Raw genomic sequence first — 18,757 nt, 5'->3', positions numbered from 1 at the left:
GGCACAGCGTACCGGGAGACGAGCGCTGCCCACCTGTCGTTCGCCGGCCGACACATTTACGCGTCTTATGCAGAACATGATTCAAGGGTTTTCTGGCGGCACGACCTGTTCGACGCGCGGGCTTGCCCAGCCTTCCGGTATTCCACGCGGCACTGACAACCGTTCCACCGTTCGGGCGACGTTTGCCTGCCTGCCGAGATGAACGATACAAACGCGCTGCGCCGGCAAGTCGTCCTCGCCGATCTGCTGCTGGATCGCCAGCGGCTGTTGCGCGCCCTGAGTCTGGAACTGCGCACACCGAGTCCGCCGGGCAGCCATAGCGCGCTCGTCGTGCTGCATGTCGGGCGCGGTCAACGCACGGCGACAAGCCAGGCCGCCATCTCCGACGCGGATCTGCTCGCGACCATCGCATTTCGCATCGGCTCGCGCATCCGCCGCCGCGATCTCGTCGGGCGCGTCTCGGATCAGCAGATCGCCATCCTGCTGCGCGACCTCGGCAGCCGCGAAGCCGCTGTGCAAGTCACCCGCCGCTTCATTCGCGCGGGCGAGTCGCCGGTACCCTGCGGCAATGGACTGCTTTACCCGATTCTCTCGGCCGGCGTAACGCATCTGCCGCAGGTGCCCGTCTGGCCCGCGACGCTGCTCGAGCACACCTCGGACGTCGCCGACCAGGCCATCCGCGAAAGCGCGTCGCGCTTCCTGGTCACCGAGGCGCCGTCGGCGCCGACCGAAGGCATTCATCCGCCCGATGAAGCCGGCAACGAACACTATTGGCGCAGCGCCATCGGCCGCGCGCTGTCCGACTCGGAATTCCGCCTGCATTACCAGCCGCAGATCGACATGCGTACGCATCGGCTCACCGGCCTGGAGGCGCTCATCCGCTGGCAGCGGGACGACGAGCTGATCATGCCGGGCGAGTTCATCCCGGCGGCGGAGCGTTGCGACGTGATCGGTCCGATCGGCGACTGGACGCTGCAGGAAGCTTGCCGTCAGCTCGATCAATGGCATAGAGACGGTGAGGAATACCCACGCGTGGCCGTCAACCTGTCGGCCCAGCAAATGCGCGTGCAAACGCTGGAGACGGTGCGCTACGCCCTGCGCCATCATCGCGTCCCACCGGACAAGCTCGAGATCGAGATCACCGAGTCGTCGCTGATCTCGCATCTCGACGAGGCCGCCACGCTGATGAACGAGCTCGTGGCGATGGGCGTGCGTCTGTCGCTCGATGACTTCGGCACCGGTTACTCGAGTTTCGTGCGTCTCAAGCGCTGGCCGTTCGGCACCGTCAAGATCGACTATCAGTTCGTCGCCGGCGTGCTGCTCGGTGGCTACGATACCGAATTGATTCGCGCTATCATTGCCATTGCACGCAAACTGGAGATCGAGACCGTCGCCGAGGGCGTCGAGACGAGCGCCCAGCGCGATGCCCTCGCTTCGCTCGGCTGTCATGCGTGGCAGGGATATCATTGCACCCGCCCCTTGCCGCCTGGACATATCGAGACGTTCATTCGTGACTGGCACGGGCGCCTGTAAACGCGTCTGCAACCGCTTCTGCCATTGACCAACGTTCTGTTCAATCGCCGTCGCGCGGTTCCCGTTCTCGCTACCGGACTGGTCGTTCTCCTTTGCGTACTCGTCGCATGGGGGCTGGCGCGCTTCGCTGCCGATCAGCTCGTGGCAAACCGCTCCGCGCGCCTGCTTTACGAAGAGCGCAGCGTGGCGAGCCGCCTGGCGCATGGCACCGTCCACACGGTCAATCAGGATCTCATCCTCATTCGCGGCATTCCCCAGGTCCTCGCGCAGATCGAGCAGATCCAGGCAGCGGCCGAGGAAATCGAAGCACACCCGCTCACCGCCCTGCCGCACGCGAAGGCCCATGCGGCCTTGCTGGCCAATCCAACGCTCAAGCCCGTCAACGAGCTGCTGCGCGCGACGCAACTTTACTTCGGCGCCGATCTCGTCTGGCTCGCCACACCGGACGGGACGACGATCGCCTCGAGCGATGCCGACACCCCCAACCCGCTCGTCGGCGAGAACTATGGCGATCGGGAGTATTTCCGCATTGCCGTGCTCGGGGGCAGTGGGCAGCAATACATCATCGGGCGCAAGACGCGACTGCCAGGCATCTACTTCACCGCCCCCGTCTATCGGGAGGGCCGCCTTGTCGGTGTAACGGTGATCAAGCTCGGGCTGCGCCGGCTTTCGCACTGGGTCGACTCGGGCTCGTCGTTCATCACGGACAAGAACGGCGTCATCGTGCTGGCGAATGACCCGACCTTCACCGGTCTCGCCGTACCCGGCGCACGCGTGTTCAAGCTTGCCCCCGACGAGCGGCGTCGCCTCTATCAGCAGGAGGACTTCAGCGTTGTTCCGATCGAGAACTACGACCTGTCGCCGAGCACCCTCGGGTTCAGGGCGGACAGCGACACGGAAGACGGCGTTCGCGATGCACGCCTGGTACGCGTCAGGCCTGACGACCAGCCGTATCTGCTCGAGGTCGACACGGCGCTGGACAGCGAACTGATCATCTACACCATGACCGAGGTGCCCACACTGGGCAGCCTGGTCGTCGAGCGCCGCCGCTACGCCGTGCTGGTGTTCGCAGTCCTACTGAGTTCCGCGGGCGCGCTGTTCATGCTCGTTCGCTACCTGCGACGGGAAAAACTCCAGTTGTCCGACACGCTGGCGAAGAACGCCGCGCTCGAGCACGAAGTCAAATATGACGCCCTCACCGGCGCCTTGTCGCGCGCTCACTTCCTGAAGCGATTGCGCGCGGAGGTCGTGCAGGCCGGCGCGGCCAAGGTGCCAACGAGCATCATCCTGATCGACCTCGATCACTTCAAGCGGATCAACGACACCTGGGGCCATGCGCTTGGCGACACGGTGCTTGCCACATTCGTGCGGATTTGTCACGAATCGTTACGTGAAGATGATATTTGTGGACGTTTGGGTGGCGAGGAATTCGCTATCATCTTAAGTGGCGCCAACGAAGCACGCGCCATCGAAGCCGCCGAGCGACTGCGCGAGGCGGTTCAGAACACCCACATCGCCGTCGACGCGCGAACACTTCAGTTCACCGTCAGTGCCGGCGTTGCCGAGTGGCACGCAGGCGACGACGATAACGCGTGGCTGCAACGCGCCGACGCTGCGTTGTATCTGGCCAAATCTCGCGGACGCAATCGCTGCGCCTGCGAATCCGACCTCCGGGCGCTACCCCGGGGCGGGTCTTAACAGACTTCGGGCTCACCACCGGCCCGGGGTCGTCAACCCAGACCGGACTGATGCCCAAGACGAATCTCGCGACATTCGCCCCATCGCCATTACGCGCCCTCCAGGCCGCCGCAGCCCTCTGTCTGGCGCTTAGTCACGCCGCACACGCCGACCTGTCCCTCCTGCAGCCACCCCGCTCGTTGAGCGGTGGCGCTCCGCTGCAACTGACCCTGCTCGCGACACAGGAGTCACCGGGACAAAAGACGATTGCGCTACCCGACGAGATCGTCGTTCGCGTCTCCAACGACGACTTCAAGCCAACGCTGCTGCATCTCAAGCGCGCGGCCGTCGCGCCGGCACAGGTCACGCTCTCGGACGGGCAATTCCGGCGCGTCGCCTATTCCGCCTCACTCCCGCCCGAGTTGCGCGGCACCGTGCATATCGAACCGCTGGACTGGGACGCCTCGACCACGACCATCGTGCTCGATCGCACTGCGCCGCCCGAGCCGATGGTGGCCGCCGCGCCCGCCCCGCAGACGTCAGCGGCGAGCGGCAACGCGGCATCGTCCGCAACCGCCGGCGTGCCGCCCGACACGATTGCCCCGACGAGCGACACCGAGTTCGCGCGCATCTCGTCCAATGAGCCGATGTACATCGGATTCGGCAAGAACGGCAACGCCAACGCGCGTTTCCAGCTCAGCTTCAAGTTCCACATCCTGAAGCCGGATAATCCATCCTCCAAGGCATTTCTCGACAATCTTTACTTCGGCTACACGCAGTTGTCGGTCTGGGATCTGGAAGCGGAATCGGCGCCGTTCCGCGATTCCAACTATCGGCCGAGCCTGTTTTACTACATTCCCGACACGGGTATGCGAGCCAATTGGTTCACGTCGCTCGGCGTCGCCGCCGGTATCGAGCACGAATCCAATGGCAAGGCGGGCGACGACTCGCGCAGCATCAACACCGTTTTCGTAAAACCCATCCTCACCTTCGGCAATCCGTCCGACTATCACTGGACGGTCGCTCCGAAGCTGTACACGTATCTGGAGAAGAAGGACAACAGCGATATCCAGAACTACCGTGGCTACATGGACCTGCTCGTGCTCTGGGGCAAGCCCAACGGCTGGCAGATCGGCGCCACGTTCCGCAAAGGCATGAAACGCAACTACGGCAGCGTGGACGTGCAGGTGACCTATCCGCTCGGCAAGCTGATTCCGGGCACCGGCGGCTACATCTGGCTCGGCTACTTCACCGGTTACGGCGAAGACATGCTCGACTACAACCGTCACTCGCCCTCGCAGGTGCGCATCGGATATAGTGTGTTCCGCTGGTGATCCGGAGGGCGCGGCGGCGCACCTCGCCAGTTCACAACACCAGCACCAACGCCCCGCCAACGATCAGCGCCCCGCCGATGGCCGTTTTGAGCGTGAGCGGTTCGCCGAGCACGGTCCAACCAATCAGGATGGCCATCGCCACACTGAGCTTGTCGAGCGGCGCCACGCCCGACACTGGGCCAAGTTGCAGCGCCCTGAAGTAGCACAGCCACGACAGGCCGGTCGCCACGCCCGAGAGCACCAGGAACAGCCAGGTATTCGCACTAAGGCTCGTGGGCCGCTGCCATTCGCCTCGCATGGCGACGATGCCCAGCGTTACAGCGAAAATGATCACAGTGCGAATCAGCGTGGCCATGTTCGAATTGACGTGCGCCACCCCGAGCTTGCCGAAAATCGCTGTCAGCGCGGCGAAGAATGCCGAACCCAGCGCGAACAGTTGCCAGCTACGCAGCATAGAACTCCTTCACGTCGGCAGCGATCTGCCGGCAGACATCAGAAACGCGGCCGGAAATCCATACCCGGCCGCAGGCCGTAGGGGAATCGGGGCCAGTACCGCCATCGGTGCGATAATGGCACCTTCTGCTTCACTGCCTCACCCAGCCGCCCGCCCCTATGTCCGAATTGCACGACCGCCCCGACAGCCCCTGCATTGGTGTTTGCTCGACCCTCTTCGACGAGGTGTGCAAGGGTTGCGGCCGTACCGCCTACGAAGTCTCGAACTGGGTATTCTTCTCCGAAGAGGAGAAGGCGGCCGTGTGGGCGCGCATCACCCGGGAAGGCAAGGCGATGCGCTTTTGCGAAACCGGCACTACGACTTCGCAACCCTGAACTGCAGCGACTTGTATTCGAGAAACTCCTCGAACCCATAGACGCCGTTTTCCCGTCCGTGCCCTGACTGCTTGAAACCACCAAACGGGGCCTGCACGTTGAACTCACCACCGTTGATGTCCACCTGCCCCGTGCGGATCTGACGCGCGACGCGCACAGCCCGTGCCTCGTCGCCCGACCACACGCCGCCGCCCAGACCATAGATGGAGTCGTTGGCGATGCGCACGGCGTCGGCTTCGTCCTGATAGGTAATGATCGAGAGCACGGGGCCGAAGATCTCTTCCTGCGCCACCGTCGCATCCGGCGTCACACGTCCGAGCACCGTCGGCTGCACGAAGAATCCCGTCTCGAAGCCCTCGGGCACGGCGTCGCCGCCTGCGATCAGTTCGGCGCCTTCGGCCAGTCCCTTGCGGATGTAGTTCCGCACACGCTCGCGCTGGGCAGCCGACGCCAACGGCCCCAGACGCGTCGTCTCCTCGCGTGGATCGCCCAACGTGAAACGCGCGACGGCCTCCTTCGCCAACGCCTTGACTTCCTCGTAGCGCGACGCCGGCACGAGCATGCGCGTGTGCGCCGAGCAGGTTTGTCCGGAGTTCAGATAGCACGCGTTGAGCGTGCCTTTGACGGCGGCCGCCAGATCGGCGTCATCGAGCACCACGGACGCCGACTTGCCGCCCAGTTCGAGCGCCACGCGCTTGACGGTCTGCGACGCCACTTCGGAGACACGCTTGCCCGCGCGCGTCGAACCGGTGAACGACACCATATCGACGTCCGGGTGTCGCGCGAGGACTTCGCCCACGACCGGCCCCAGTCCCGTCACCAGATTGAAGACGCCCGCCGGCAACCCGGCCTCGGCGATCACTTCGGCGAGGATGAACGCATTGAACGGCGCCACTTCGGATGGCTTGAGCACCACCGTACATCCGGCAGCCAGTGCGGGAGCGACCTTCAACGTGATCTGATTGAGCGGGTAGTTCCACGGCGTGATCGCGCCGACGACACCCACCGGCTCGCGCACGACGAGCGAATTGCCCACGCGCGCCTCGAACTCGAACGACTCGGCCAGTTCGGCGTACTTGTTCCAGTGATAGACTGGGCCGCCGACCTGGATGGCGCGCACGAGCTTGATCGGCATGCCCGTCTCACCGGTCATCGCCTGCGCCAGTTCGTCGGTACGCGCTTTCAGTCCCGCGGCAATCCTGCGCAGATAACCGGCGCGTTCGGCGGGCGCCGTTGCCGCCCAGCCATCGCGCGCCTTGCGCGCTGCCGCGATGGCCGCCTCGGCGTCCTCCACGGCTCCTTCGGGAATCCGCCCCATGAGCGTTGCATCAGCCGAGTGGAACACCTCGAGCTCGCCTTTCCCCACCGGGCTGACCCACTTGCCGTCGATATAGAACTTGTCGTACGTGATCATGCAATGTCTCCTGCTGCCGTTGGACACGAACGGTCATTGTAGTCCGCTTGCTCGTCGGCTTTGGTGTTCGAGCATGAAATCAGTCCTCTCCGACGCGCACCTGCCGATATTCCGAGACGCAATTCCCGGACATGATTCCTGAACGTAAACGCAAACAGGGCGCCTGCCATGCAAGCGCCCCGCCTCGAAACGTCTCCTGCGATTGCCGTGCGGCGTCAGACTTCCACGCCCTGGCTCGCGAGATACTCGTCGTATGTTCCCTGGTAGTCGACCAGCGTGCCGTCGCTCTTCACTTCGATGATGCGCGTGGCCAGACCCGACACGAACTCGCGGTCATGCGACACGAAGACCAGCGTACCCGGATACTTGTCGAGCGCGATCTGCAGCGATTCGATCGATTCCATATCCATGTGGTTGGTCGGCTCGTCCATCATCAGCACGTTGTGGCGGCCGAGCATCAACTTGCCCCAGATCATGCGCCCTTTCTCCCCACCGGAGAGCACGCGCACCGACTTGCGCACGTCGTCGCCACCGAACAGCAGACGCCCCAGCGAACCGCGGATCACCTGATCGTCGTCGCCTTCCTTGCCCCACTGCGTCATCCAGTCGGTGAGCGTCACGTCTTCCGGGAACGCCTCCGACGTGTCCTGCGGCATATAGCCGATATTGGCGTTCTCGGCCCACTTCACATGACCGGCATCGACCGGCAGATCGGCCATCAGGCAGCGCAGCAGCGTGGTCTTGCCCGCGCCGTTCTCACCGATGATCGCCACGCGCTCGCCGGCGCGCACCGCGCCGGAGTAGTTCTTGAAGATCTGGCGGTCGAACGACTTCGCAACGCCCTCGAACTCGAACGCAAGGTTATGCAGCTTCTTCTCGAATTCGAAACGGATGAACGGGTTCTGACGCGACGACGGCTTGACGTCCTCCACCTTGATCTTGTCGATCTGCTTGAGGCGGCTCGTCGCCTGACGGGCCTTCGACTTGTTCGCCGAGAAACGACGCACGAAGTCCTGCAGGTCGGAGATGCGCTCCTTCGCCTTCGTGTTCGCCGCCATCTGACGCTCGCGAGCCTGTGCCGACGCCAGCATGTAGTCGTCGTAGTTGCCCGGGTAGATCGTGAGCGTGCCGTAGTCCATGTCGGCCATGTGCGTGCACACGGCGTTCAGGAAGTGGCGATCGTGCGAAATGATGATCATGGTGGAGTTGCGCTCGTTGAGCACGTCTTCCAGCCAGCGGATCGTATTGATGTCCAGGTTATTGGTCGGTTCGTCGAGCAGCAGCACGTCCGGATTCGAGAACAGCGCCTGGGCAAGCAGCACGCGCAGCTTCCAGCCCGGTGCGACGTTGCTCATCGGGCCCTGATGCTGTTCCGTCGGAATCCCCACGCCCAGCAGCAGCTCGCCCGCCCGCGCTTCGGCCGTGTAGCCGTCGTACTCGGCGAACTTCGCTTCGAGTTCGGCGGCGTGCATGTAGTCGTCGTCGGTCGCTTCCGGATTGGCGTAGATTGCGTCGCGCTCGCTCATCGCGGCCCACATTTCGGTGTGCCCCATCATCACGACGTCGAGCACGCGCATGTCTTCGTACGCGAACTGGTCCTGCTTGAGCTTGCCCAGTCGCACGTTCGGCTCGAGCATGACGTTGCCCGAGCTCGGTTCCAGATCGCCGCCGAGGATTTTCATGAACGTCGACTTGCCACAACCGTTGGCGCCGATCAGGCCATAGCGGTTGCCCCCGCCGAACTTGACGGAGATGTTCTCGAAAAGCGGCTTGGCGCCGAATTGCATCGTGATATTGGCGGTAGACAGCACAGGCAGTATCCGGGAGATGAGGTGCGGCGGCGCGAAATTGCGCCACGAAACCCGACATTTTAGCACCGATGCGTGTCGCATGCCCCGTTGACGCCCCGCGCCGCAAAGAAAGGCGCGAATCCACGAATCACCGGCGCAATAAAAAACCGCCGGGGACGCCGGCGGTTCCTTCCTGCTGGCCCGTCGGGCGGACGTGTCCGCACGCCCCGCCCCGGACCTGGCGGCCTTATTGCTTGGGCAGCGAACCTTCGACACCCTCGACGAACCAGTTGATCTGGTGCTTCTCGTCGTCGTTGAGCGTCTTGCCGGCCGGCACGACTTCCTTGCCGTCCTGCCCCTTGAGCGGGCCGGTGAACGGGTCGTACTTGCCATCGCGGATGGCGTCATGGCGAGCGGTCACGGCCTTGCGCGCCGCTTCCGGCACGGCCTTGTCGTTGATGGCGACGAGGTTGATCTCGTCCTCCTTGATGCCGCCCCAGACCGGCGTGTTCTTCCATGCGCCCCGCATCACTTCGTCGACCGTGCGGACGTAGTACTGGCTCCAGTCGATGGCCGCCGACGCCAGATGGGCGTTCGGGCCGAACTTGCTCATGTCCGAATTCCAGCCGAACGCGTGAATCTTCTTCTCCTCGGCCACTTGCATCACCACGGCCGAGTCGACGTTCTGCATCAGCACGTCCGCGCCCTGACCGACCAGCGATTCCGCCGCCTGGCGCTCCTTGCCCGGATCGAACCAGCTATTGATCCAGACGACCTTCACCTTGACCTTCGGATTCACTTCCCGTGCGGCGATGGTGAACGCGTCGATGTTGCGGATGACCTCGGGAATCGGCACCGAGGCCACGTAGCCGATCACGTTCGTCTTCGTGACATGACCGCCCACGACGCCGGCCAGATGCGCGCCCTCATACGTGCGGACGTCGTACGTGCCGAGGTTCGGAGCCGTCTTGAAGCCCGTGGCGTGCTCGAACGTCACATCGGGGAAATCCGCCGCCGTCTTGACCATCGAGTCCATGTAGCCGAACGACGTACCGAAGACCAGCTTGTTGCCCTTGCTCGCCAGGTCGCGGAACACGCGCTCCGAGTCGGCGCCTTCGGGCACGTTCTCCACGCGCGTCACGGTGACTTTGTCGCCGTACTTCGCCTCGACGGCCTTCGCACCCTGCTCATGCGCGTAAGTCCAGCCTGCGTCGCCCGGGTTGCCGATGTAGACGAACGCCACGCCCATCGGGCCCTTGCCCGCCGGCGCGGCCGAAGCGGCTTGCGCGTCGGACGCCGCGCCTGGAGCGCCGGCCGTGTTGCTCTCCTGCTTGCCGCAGGCGGACATCAGCATCGCGGCCGCCAGGCTCGCCATCGTGATCAGGACTTTACGTCGCATCGATTTTCTCCTCGTCATCGATTGTTTCAGGTTGATTCGTTGGGTGCCCCAAAGCGCGGTACGACAACGATACGCGCGCTCAGGACCCTGCAAAAAACGGCTTGCCGAGCGATGCCGGCGCATTCAGCCGGATCGTCTGACGGTTGCGCGAGATGATCACCAGCACCACGATCGTCGCGAGATACGGCAGGCTCGCCAACGCTTGCGACGGGATGCGAATGCCCATCGCCTGTGCCTGGAATTGCAGCGCCATCACCACGCCGAACAGCAGTGCGCCGAGCACCGTCCGCCCCGGCCGCCACGTCGCGAACACCACCAGTGCGAGCGCGATCCAGCCGCGGCCCGCGGTCAGGTTCTCCTGCCACAACCGCAGGTAGCCGACCGAGTAGTAGGCGCCCGCGAGCCCCGACATAGCGCCGCCAAAAAGCGTGGCGAGGTAGCGAATGCGCACGACTGGATAGCCGATGGCGTGCGCCACCGACGGCGCCTCGCCGATCGAACGCAGCACCAGCCCTGAGCGCGTGCGATACAGGAACCATGCAATCGCCACGAGCAGCAGCACGGCGAGATACCCGAGCGGGTTCAGGGAAAAGACCGACGGGCCGAGCACGGGAATCGACGACAGGCCCGGGATCGGCATGTCGCGCAGCACCGGGATGGTCGCGTCGGTGTAGGGACGGCCGACGTACGCCGACAGCCCGACGCCGAAGAGGGTCAACGCAAGGCCCGTGGCGACCTGGTTGGCCATGAGCGAGAGCGTGAGCCAGGCGAAGACGGCCGACATCGCCACTCCGGCGGCGATCCCGGCGAGCACGCCGAGCCAGAGGCTGCCGGTCTGCACGGTGACGGCGAAGGCGCCGATCGCACCCATGAGCATCGTGCCTTCCACACCGAGATTGAGGACGCCCGACTTTTCGGTCACGAGTTCACCGAGCGCGGCGAGCATCAGCGGGATGGCCGCGATCACGGCACTTGCGGCCAGCGGCGTGAGCAGATTGATCCAGTCCACGACGCACTCCTCAGGCTTGCCGCGCGTGCGCACGGACGCGACGACGCAGACGGTAATTCACGAAGACGTCGCAGCCGAGCAGGCTGAACAGCAACAGCCCCTGGAAGACGCCGCTGATGGCCTTGGGCAGTTGCAGCGACGTCTGCACCGCTTCGCCGCCGAGATACAGCAGTGCCATGAGCAGGCTCGCGAGCACGATGCCGACCGGATGCAGCCGCCCCACGAACGCCACGATAATGGCGGTAAAGCCGTAGCCCGGCGCCCACGTCGCCTGCAACTGACCGACCGGGCCGGCGACTTCGCCGGTGCCCGCCAACCCCGCCGCCGCACCGCCGATGAGCAATGCGAGCCACACGGCGCGAGGCTCGGAATAGCCGGCATAGCGCGCGGCGAGCGGCGCGAGACCACCCACTTCCATGCGATAGCCGGCGAAGCTCTTGCGCATGAAGAACCAGGCGGCGGGCACGGCCACCAGCGCCATCAGCACCGACGCGTTCAGACGCGTACCGCGCCACGGCGCCCAGTGCCAATCGCCGAAGAAGCGCGGGAACAGCGCCTCGCGGCCGAAGTTGATCGACTGCGGAAAATTCATGCCGTGCGGGTCCTGCCACGGCCCGCTCACGAGATAGATCAGCAGTTGCGTGGCCACGTAGGTGAGCATCAGGCTCACGAGGATCTCGTTGGCGTTGAACCGCACGCGCAGCAGCGCCGGAATCGCGGCCCACAGCATGCCGCCGAGCGCACCCGCCGCCATCATCAGCGGCAACAGCCACGGGCCGCCATGACCGTCGAAATGGATCGCGACGCCCGAGGCAAAGATGCCGCCGAGCAGCAGTTGCCCTTCCGCGCCGATGTTCCAGACGTTCGCCCGGTAGCCGATGGCGAGCCCCAGCGCAATCAGGCACAGTGGCGAGGCCTTAAGCAACAGCTCGGACCAGCCGTTCAGGCTGCTGATCGGCGCCAGGAAGAAAGCGGCCATGGCCTGCGCCGGATTCTTGCCGAGGAAGCCGAAGATGAGCACACCGCCAGCCAGCGTGATGAGCGTGGCCATCAACGGCATGACCAGCCGCATGGTGTGCGAGGGACTTGGCCTAGGCTCAAGCGTGAAATCGAACATGTTGTCTGGCAATCGATGAAGACCGATGAAAACACTCCGGCGCCGGCGGTGGCGCGGACCTCGCATCGCCTACGCCCTTGCTGCCGGCAAAAATTGCTAGCCGCGCGGCACTACCCACTCCACCCACTCCACGCACATCACGGCGCGCGCTCGCCCGGCCCGCCGGGGAACATCCCCGCCATCCACAGGCCGATCTCGCGCGCGTCGGTCTGCTCGGGCTTGCGCACGGGCGAGAGCCGCCCCTGCGCGAGCACCGTGATCCGGTCGCAGATTTCGAAGAGTTCGTCGAGCTCCTCGGACAGCACCAGCACAGCGACGCCGCGCGCCGACAGATCGAGCAGTTGTTGACGGATAAAGCTCGCCGCGCCGACGTCCACTCCCCAGGTCGGCTGGGCCACCACGAGTACGCGCGGCTCCTGCAGGATTTCGCGCCCGACGATGAACTTCTGCAAATTGCCGCCGGACAGGCTCTGCGCCGCGGCGTCCGGGCCACCCGCCTTCACGGTGAAACGCTCGATGCACTGCAACGCAAAGCGTCGTAACGCACCGCGACGGATCCAGCCGCCGCGCAGCAACCCGAGGTGTGCCGTGCCGGTGGCGCCGAGCAGCGCATTGTCGGTCAGCGACATGCTGGGCACGGCGCCGCGTCCGAGACGCTCCTCGGGCACGAACGACAGCCCGAGACGGCGGCGCGTCGCGGCGCCCATGCGGCCAACGGCGCGGTCGTTCAGGGTGATCGCCTCGGCATGCGGCGCGCGGGCCTCGCCCGAGAGCGCGGCCAGCAACTCCGCCTGTCCGTTGCCGGACACCCCGGCAATGCCGACGATCTCCCCCGCGTGCACGTCGAGGTTCACGCCGTGCAGCGAGGTGCCGAAGGGATCGTCGCTCGCCATCGTGAGCTGGCGCAGCGAGAGCAGCACCTCGCCCGGCCGATGCGCGCGACGCTCGATCCGCGGCAACGCTCGCCCGATCATCAACTGGGCCAGCGTTTCGGCCGTTTCTTCACGCGGCACCGCATGGCCCGACACACGGCCGGCGCGCAACACGGTCGCGCGATCGCACAGCTCGCGAATTTCGTCGAGCTTGTGGCTGATGTAGACAATGCTGCATCCTTCGGCGGCAAGGCGACGCAGTGTCCCGAACAGCTTCTGGACCGCCTGCGGCGTGAGCACCGAAGTGGGCTCGTCCATGATCAGCAGGCGCGGATTCTGCAGCAGGCAGCGCACGATCTCCACGCGCTGACGCTCGCCGACCGACAGGCTGTGCACGTGACGCACCGGATCGACCTCGAGCCCGTACTGCGCGGACACCTCGCGGATGCGGGCGGCCAGCGCCTTGAGGTCGCGCCCCGCGCCGTCGAGCGCGAGCGAAATATTCTCGGCGACGGTCAGCGTCTCGAACAGCGAGAAATGCTGGAACACCATGCCGATGCCGAGCCTGCGCGCCGCCGCCGGGCTGTCGATGCGCACCGGCTCGCCTTCCCAGCGAATTTCACCGGCGTCGGGACGCACCGCGCCGTAGATGATCTTCATCAGGGTGCTCTTGCCCGCGCCATTCTCGCCCAGCACGGCGTGGATCTCGCCAGGCAGGACGCGCAACGCGATGTCGTCGTTGGCGACCACACTCGGATAACGCTTGGTGATGCCGGAGAGCGCCAGGCGTGGGGTCGGTTCGGGATGAGATGTCACTGGGAAAATTCTTAGTCCTGGGCTTGGGCGGGACGAAAATACCCAATTCGCAGCCAAATGTCGAGCATGTGTCAATAAACACGGCGTTCCCGGACTCGTTGCCCGCGACAAGCCTCGGATTTGGTGATAGGGACTTTCCGCTATGGAGTCGGCACCCCTTGTGCTTCATAATGATTTACTTATGCACCATAGGGTCCGACATATTCGGATCGTTATATTTCTCATGAGCCAAAACCGCGAACCGATCGATACCTATTTGCTGCGGGTCCTGCATACCTTGCTGATCGAGCGCAGCGTCACGCGCGCGGCCGTCAAGCTGAATCAGTCGCAACCGGCGATCAGTGCGGCCTTGCGGCGTCTGCGGGACATCACCGGCGACCCGCTGCTCGTGCGCGGCAAGTCGGGCATGGTGCCCACCGAGTACGGTCAATCGCTGCTGGAGCCGACGCAGAACGCCTTGCGCGAAATCGAGCGCATCACGGTCCAGCAATCGAATTTCGATCCCGCCACCACGGTGCGCACGTTCCGGATCGGCTCGCCCGACTATCTGAATACCCTCTTCGTGCCAACGGTCGTCGAACGCTTCCGGCAGCAGGCCCCGAACGCACAGCTGGAACTGCATTCGCTCGGCCCGGCGTTCGATTACGAGCATGCGCTCGAAGACGGCAAGGTCGACATCGTCATCGGCAACTGGCCCGAGCCGCCCGAGCAGCTTCACCTCTCGAACCTGTTCGTCGACCAGATCGTCTGTCTGGTGCGCAACACGCACCCGTACGCCAAGCGCGGCCTCACGCTCGATCAGTACCTCGCCAGCCCGCATCTCGCCCCCACGCCGTACTCGGTCGCGCAACGCGGTGCCATCGACATGCATCTCGCGCGCGAGCGTCTGAAGCGCAACGTGGTCGTCACGATTCCTTACTTCAACCTCGCGCCGTACGTGCTGCTCAAGTCCGATCTGATCTTCACGACGACGCGTCTGTTCGCCGATCACTACGCCGAATTCCTGCCGCTCACCGTGCTCGAGACGCCCATCGACTTTCCGCCGATGCAGTACTACCAGCTCTGGCACGAACGTACGCACTACTCGGACGAAGTGCGCTGGCTGCGCAGTGTCATCTCCGACGCCACGCGCACGTTGCTCGAAGCCCGTACGCAGCCCTGATCTCCCAGGTCTCGCCCGCCGCCAGTGCCGTCGTTCGGCAACTGGCCGCGCTCCGGTTTTACCGGCAGAGCGGCCCCCACCGCTCCGCCGAACCGCATGGCGGCGTTCCCTATGCACAGGAACTCCGCCCCCGACTTCCCGCTTGCCCATTGCCACGCTCGGCCGCACACCATGAATATGCGGCCGACATGGCAACGCTTTACCGGGAAGCCTCGGCCAGTTGCCGCGCCAGCGCGTTGTGACGCGTGACGAGCGATGGCAGGTCGAGCGTCGTCAGACGCCCTTCGCGTACCACCACACGTCCGTTCACCACGCTGTACGCGGCTTGTCCGGGATTGCAGAAGACCAGCGCCGCGACCGGATCGTGCAGGCCGCCGGCCATGCCGACGCCGCGCGTATCGAACGCCACGAAGTCGGCCGCCATGCCTGCGGCCAGCACGCCGATGTCGTCGCGGCCGAGCACGCGCGCACCGCCCACGGTCGCGATTTCCAACGCCTCTCGCGCCGTCATGGCGCTCGGGCCGAAGCCGACGCGCTGCAGCAGCAAGGCCTGGCGTGTCTCGTTGATCATATGACCGGCGTCGTTCGATGCCGAGCCGTCCACGCCGAGCCCGACCGGCACGCCGGCGTCGCGCATGCGTCGAATCGGGGCGATGCCCGACGCGAGCCGCATGTTCGAACACGGGCAATGCGCCACGCCGGTGCCGGTCTTCGCGAAGAGCGCGATCCCGGCGTCGTCGAGCTGCACGCAGTGGGCGTGCCAGACATCGTGGCCGACCCAGCCCAGGTCCTGCGCGTATTCGGCGGGTGTCATGCCGAACTTCTCGCGGCTGTAGGCGATGTCGTTGACGTTCTCCGCCAGGTGCGTGTGCAGCGACACGCCGTAGTGACGTGCCATCGCCGCGGACTCGCGCATCAGGTCGCGGCTCACGGAGAACGGCGAGCACGGCGCCACGACCACGCGCAACATCGCGTAGCGGCCCGGGTCGTGATACGCCTCGATGAGGCGCTGGGTGTCTTTCAAGATGTCGTCTTCGCGCTCGACCACGCGATCGGGCGGCAGGCCGCCCTGACTCTGTCCGACACTCATGCTGCCCCGGCTCGCGTGAAAGCGCATGCCGATCTGTGCGGCCGCTTCGATGCTGTCGTCGAGCTTGCAGCCGTTCGGATAGATATAGAGATGGTCGCTCGACGTCGTGCAGCCCGAGAGCAGCAGTTCGGCCATGGCCGTCTGCGTCGAGACGCGGATCATCTCCGGCGTGAGGTTGGCCCACACCGGATAGAGGTTCGTCAGCCAGTTGAACAGCTCGCCGTCCTGCGCGGCCGGAATGGCCCGCGTGAGGCTCTGATACATATGGTGATGCGTGTTCACGAGACCGGGGACGACGACGTGCCCGCTCATGTCGAGCACTTCGTCGGCGGTGGCCGGCAGCGTGTCGCTGGGACCGACGGCCACGATCCGGTTGTCCTCCACGTAGAGCCCGCCGCGAGCGATCTCGCGACGGCCGGCGTCCATCGTGACGAGGACGTCGGCATTCTTGACGAGCAGCGTTTTCGTGGGTTGAGAACGAGTTGTCATGGTGTCTGGTTACGTGGAAACGATGGCCTGTGGACGAATAGGAAACGCGCTCAGTGCGCTTCGAGCCCCATGCCCGATCCGTTCGGCTTGCCGTGGCCATTGGCCACCGGCGCCTTGAAGCCGTTGAAGTAGGCGTTGAGGATCACGGCCGAGAGCGTGGCGAGCAGAATACCGCTGTGCAACAGCGGTGCGAGCTGCTCGGGCATCTTTGCGAAGAACTTGTTCGACGCCACCGGGATCATGGCCATGCCGATGCTGATCGCCACGATGTACAGGTTGTAGCGATTGTTCGAGTAATCGACCTTCGACAGGATCTTGATACCCGTGGCAAGCACCATGCCGAACATTACCACCCCTGCCCCGCCCAGCACGAATTGCGGAATCGACGCCACGACCACCGACATCTTCGGGATCAGGCCGAACACGAGCAGGATGACACCGGCCGCCGCACAAACCCAGCGGCTCTTCACGCCGGTCACGCCGACCAGGCCGATGTTCTGCGAGAACGAGGTGTGCGGGAAGGTGTTGAACACGCCACCGATGACAGTGGCGACGCCATCGACACGCAGACCGGCCACGAGCGCCTTCTCGTCGACGGGCTTGCCGACGATTTCACCGAGTGCGAGGAACATGCCCGTCGATTCGATGAACGTGATCAGGATCACGATGGTCAGCGTGACGATGGCCCACGGATCGAAGACCGGCATGCCGAAGTGGAACGGCAACACGATGTCGAACCACTTCACCTGATCGAGTCCGTCGAAATTCACCTTGTGGAGCATCAGCGCGATCATGAAACCGAACAGGATGCCGAGCAGCACGGCGATATTCGAGAAGAAGCCCTTGACGAAGCGCGTGACGAGCAGGATGAAGACGAGCACCGCGAACGACACGCCCAGGTAGACCGGGTCGCCGTAATCGGGGTTGCCCACGCCACCGGCCGCCCAGTTGATGCCCACGCCGATGATGGTGAGACCGATGGACGTGATCACGATGCCGGTGACGATCGGCGGGAAAAAGCGCAACAGCTTGCCGACGACCGGCGCCAGAAGCGTGCCGATGATGCCCGAGGCGATGGTCGCCCCGAAGATGCCCGGCAGACCGAGCGAAGGATTGGTACCGATGGCGAGCATCGGGCCGACGGCCGCGAACGTCACGGCCATGATGACCGGCATGCGGATACCGAACCGGCCCACGCCCACGCTTTGCAGCAGTGTGGCGATGCCGCAGCACATCAGGTCGGCGGAAATGAGAAAGGCAATCTGATCCTTGGGCAAGCCAAGGGCGCCGCCGATGATCAGCGGCACGGCTACCGCACCCGCATACATCACCAGCACGTGTTGCAGGCCCAGCATGAACAATTTTCCGATCGGCAGTCGCTCGTCGACCGGATCCACCACGGCTTTGGTTGTCACACTCATTGCGTCTCCGTCCCAGGGGGGCTGTTTGATTGATATTTTTGGGGTGGCTCAATGGTGCAGGTCGACGTCTTTTGCGGCAAGACCGGTGCAGGCTATAGTGTTTTTTTCATAGAACGTATGCATGAATGCTTATCATGCGTTTCGGGTTTTCCCCAGGCATGTACGTGGACATTGGGCTTTCCGGGCGGGTCGTCTCCCACCGCGAGAACACTTCATATGCTTGGCGTTATAAATCGGATAACAAAATCAAATAGTGGTCGGCAAAATCCCCGTTCCGGTGCACGCTGCGTACATTCGACACGGCGTCGGGACATATGGATGCCTGTCATCTTTTTGTCCGGCATCACGGGGTATGTGCGCGTTTTTATCTTTGGTATTGCGCGCGTTGCCCGGCCGCCATCTCCCTACAATGCAGCCATCCATCACAGGAGACATCATGGGACGACTGACTACCCACGTACTTGATACATCGCACGGCAAGCCAGGCGCGGGCATCCGTGTGGAGCTCTGGCGTGTGGACGGCGAGCGCCGTTCGCTGCGCGACGTGCAGACCAATCACGACGGCCGTTGCGACAAGCCGTTGCTCGAGGGCGAGGAATTCGTCGCGGGCGAATACGAGCTGGTGTTTCACGCGGGCGACTATTTTGCCGCGCAGGGCGTGGAAGTGCCGTCGCCGCGTTTCGTCGATCGCGTCGTATTGCGCTTCGGCATTGCGGACCCGTCGCAGCATTACCACGTGCCCCTTCTGGTGTCGCCGTGGAGCTTTTCCACGTATCGCGGCAGCTGATAGCCGCGAGCGTGAACGT

15 protein-coding genes are annotated in these 18,757 nt (G+C 64.4%); 6 read left to right on the top strand and 9 right to left on the bottom strand.

What is annotated here, in order from left to right; genetic code table 11:
* Positions 1–198: 198 nt before the first annotated feature.
* From RO07_RS11855 to RO07_RS11845, 3 genes are read left to right on the top strand one after another with little or no spacing between them, the layout of a single operon-like run.
* On the top strand, positions 199–1,533 hold the full coding sequence (locus tag RO07_RS11855) for a putative bifunctional diguanylate cyclase/phosphodiesterase (RefSeq protein ID WP_052267214.1): 1,335 nt from the start codon (positions 199–201) through the stop codon (positions 1,531–1,533).
* A gap of 24 nt (positions 1,534–1,557) precedes the next feature.
* The gene (locus RO07_RS11850; RefSeq protein ID WP_039410942.1) at positions 1,558–3,231 is read left to right on the top strand and encodes a sensor domain-containing diguanylate cyclase; all 1,674 of its coding nucleotides are present in this window, start codon (positions 1,558–1,560) and stop codon (positions 3,229–3,231) included.
* Positions 3,232–3,281: 50 nt separating this feature from the next.
* A complete protein-coding gene (locus tag RO07_RS11845) occupies positions 3,282–4,544 on the top strand; it encodes a phospholipase A (RefSeq protein WP_039410941.1) in 1,263 nt (420 codons plus the stop codon).
* Positions 4,545–4,575: 31 nt separating this feature from the next.
* Here RO07_RS11845 and RO07_RS11840 read toward each other — a convergent pair whose 3' ends face one another.
* The gene (locus RO07_RS11840; protein ID WP_039410940.1) at positions 4,576–4,998 is read right to left on the bottom strand and encodes an EamA family transporter; all 423 of its coding nucleotides are present in this window, start codon (positions 4,996–4,998) and stop codon (positions 4,576–4,578) included.
* A 158-nt stretch (positions 4,999–5,156) separates the two neighbouring features.
* Here RO07_RS11840 and RO07_RS11835 point away from each other — a divergent pair, with 158 nt between their 5' ends.
* Positions 5,157–5,372 carry a DUF1289 domain-containing protein gene (locus RO07_RS11835; RefSeq protein WP_039410939.1) on the top strand — a complete coding sequence of 72 codons (216 nt, stop codon included), beginning with the start codon at positions 5,157–5,159 and terminating at the stop codon, positions 5,370–5,372.
* Here RO07_RS11835 and RO07_RS11830 read toward each other — a convergent pair.
* The 6 genes from RO07_RS11830 to RO07_RS11805 all read right to left on the bottom strand — a co-directional run bounded on the left by RO07_RS11830 (position 5,353) and on the right by RO07_RS11805 (position 13,789).
* Positions 5,353–6,786: an aldehyde dehydrogenase family protein gene (locus tag RO07_RS11830; protein WP_039410938.1), complete on the bottom strand. Its 1,434-nt coding sequence runs from the start codon at positions 6,784–6,786 to the stop codon at positions 5,353–5,355. The genes RO07_RS11835 and RO07_RS11830 overlap by 20 nt on opposite strands.
* Positions 6,787–7,001: 215 nt before the next feature.
* Positions 7,002–8,597 carry an ABC-F family ATPase gene (locus RO07_RS11825; RefSeq protein ID WP_039410936.1) on the bottom strand — a complete coding sequence of 532 codons (1,596 nt, stop codon included), beginning with the start codon at positions 8,595–8,597 and terminating at the stop codon, positions 7,002–7,004.
* 226 nt (positions 8,598–8,823) lie between these two features.
* Entirely contained in the window at positions 8,824–9,975 is a 1,152-nt protein-coding gene (locus RO07_RS11820; RefSeq protein ID WP_039410934.1) for a BMP family ABC transporter substrate-binding protein, read from the bottom strand.
* 79 nt (positions 9,976–10,054) lie between these two features.
* Complete coding sequence (locus RO07_RS11815; RefSeq protein ID WP_237171459.1) at positions 10,055–10,921, bottom strand: ABC transporter permease; 867 nt, start codon at positions 10,919–10,921, stop codon at positions 10,055–10,057.
* Between the two features lie 73 nt (positions 10,922–10,994).
* The gene (locus tag RO07_RS11810; RefSeq protein WP_039410933.1) at positions 10,995–12,101 is read right to left on the bottom strand and encodes an ABC transporter permease; all 1,107 of its coding nucleotides are present in this window, start codon (positions 12,099–12,101) and stop codon (positions 10,995–10,997) included.
* 137 nt (positions 12,102–12,238) lie between these two features.
* Positions 12,239–13,789, bottom strand: a complete 1,551-nt coding sequence (locus RO07_RS11805) for an ABC transporter ATP-binding protein (protein WP_237171424.1) — start codon at positions 13,787–13,789, stop codon at positions 12,239–12,241.
* Between the two features lie 223 nt (positions 13,790–14,012).
* On the opposite strand from RO07_RS11805, the gene RO07_RS11800 reads away from it, so the two are divergent.
* Positions 14,013–14,951 carry a LysR substrate-binding domain-containing protein gene (locus RO07_RS11800; RefSeq protein ID WP_039410931.1) on the top strand — a complete coding sequence of 313 codons (939 nt, stop codon included), beginning with the start codon at positions 14,013–14,015 and terminating at the stop codon, positions 14,949–14,951.
* A 199-nt stretch (positions 14,952–15,150) separates the two neighbouring features.
* Here RO07_RS11800 and RO07_RS11795 read toward each other — a convergent pair whose 3' ends face one another.
* Both RO07_RS11795 and RO07_RS11790 read right to left on the bottom strand, forming a co-directional pair.
* Positions 15,151–16,530, bottom strand: coding sequence for an 8-oxoguanine deaminase (locus RO07_RS11795; protein WP_039410929.1), 1,380 nt, complete (start codon positions 16,528–16,530; stop codon positions 15,151–15,153).
* 50 nt (positions 16,531–16,580) lie between these two features.
* Complete coding sequence (locus RO07_RS11790) at positions 16,581–17,951, bottom strand: nucleobase:cation symporter-2 family protein (RefSeq protein WP_039410927.1); 1,371 nt, start codon at positions 17,949–17,951, stop codon at positions 16,581–16,583.
* Positions 17,952–18,387: 436 nt separating this feature from the next.
* Between RO07_RS11790 and uraH the strand changes: the two genes are divergently transcribed.
* The gene (gene uraH, locus RO07_RS11785; protein WP_039410925.1) at positions 18,388–18,738 is read left to right on the top strand and encodes a hydroxyisourate hydrolase; all 351 of its coding nucleotides are present in this window, start codon (positions 18,388–18,390) and stop codon (positions 18,736–18,738) included.
* Positions 18,739–18,757: the final 19 nt, after the last annotated feature.

Source organism: Pandoraea pulmonicola, from assembly GCF_000815105.2.
In the GTDB taxonomy this organism is placed as follows: Bacteria; Pseudomonadota; Gammaproteobacteria; order Burkholderiales; family Burkholderiaceae; genus Pandoraea; species Pandoraea pulmonicola.
This window is presented reverse-complemented; position numbering and strand designations above follow the sequence as displayed.

What these genes read in the sequence shown, in the direction of transcription:
- RO07_RS11855 (WP_052267214.1), top strand. Translation starts at nt 199, where the DNA reads ATGAACGATACAAACGCGCTGCGCCGGCAAGTCGTCCTCGCCGATCTG.
- RO07_RS11845 (WP_039410941.1), top strand. Translation starts at nt 3,282, where the DNA reads ATGCCCAAGACGAATCTCGCGACATTCGCCCCATCGCCATTACGCGCC.
- RO07_RS11840 (WP_039410940.1), bottom strand. Translation starts at nt 4,998, where the DNA reads ATGCTGCGTAGCTGGCAACTGTTCGCGCTGGGTTCGGCATTCTTCGCC.
- RO07_RS11835 (WP_039410939.1), top strand. Translation starts at nt 5,157, where the DNA reads ATGTCCGAATTGCACGACCGCCCCGACAGCCCCTGCATTGGTGTTTGC.
- RO07_RS11830 (WP_039410938.1), bottom strand. Translation starts at nt 6,786, where the DNA reads ATGATCACGTACGACAAGTTCTATATCGACGGCAAGTGGGTCAGCCCG.
- RO07_RS11820 (WP_039410934.1), bottom strand. Translation starts at nt 9,975, where the DNA reads ATGCGACGTAAAGTCCTGATCACGATGGCGAGCCTGGCGGCCGCGATG.
- RO07_RS11815 (WP_237171459.1), bottom strand. Translation starts at nt 10,921, where the DNA reads ATGCTCGCCGCGCTCGGTGAACTCGTGACCGAAAAGTCGGGCGTCCTC.
- RO07_RS11810 (WP_039410933.1), bottom strand. Translation starts at nt 12,101, where the DNA reads ATGTTCGATTTCACGCTTGAGCCTAGGCCAAGTCCCTCGCACACCATG.
- RO07_RS11800 (WP_039410931.1), top strand. Translation starts at nt 14,013, where the DNA reads ATGAGCCAAAACCGCGAACCGATCGATACCTATTTGCTGCGGGTCCTG.
- RO07_RS11795 (WP_039410929.1), bottom strand. Translation starts at nt 16,530, where the DNA reads ATGACAACTCGTTCTCAACCCACGAAAACGCTGCTCGTCAAGAATGCC.
- RO07_RS11790 (WP_039410927.1), bottom strand. Translation starts at nt 17,951, where the DNA reads ATGAGTGTGACAACCAAAGCCGTGGTGGATCCGGTCGACGAGCGACTG.
- uraH (WP_039410925.1), top strand. Translation starts at nt 18,388, where the DNA reads ATGGGACGACTGACTACCCACGTACTTGATACATCGCACGGCAAGCCA.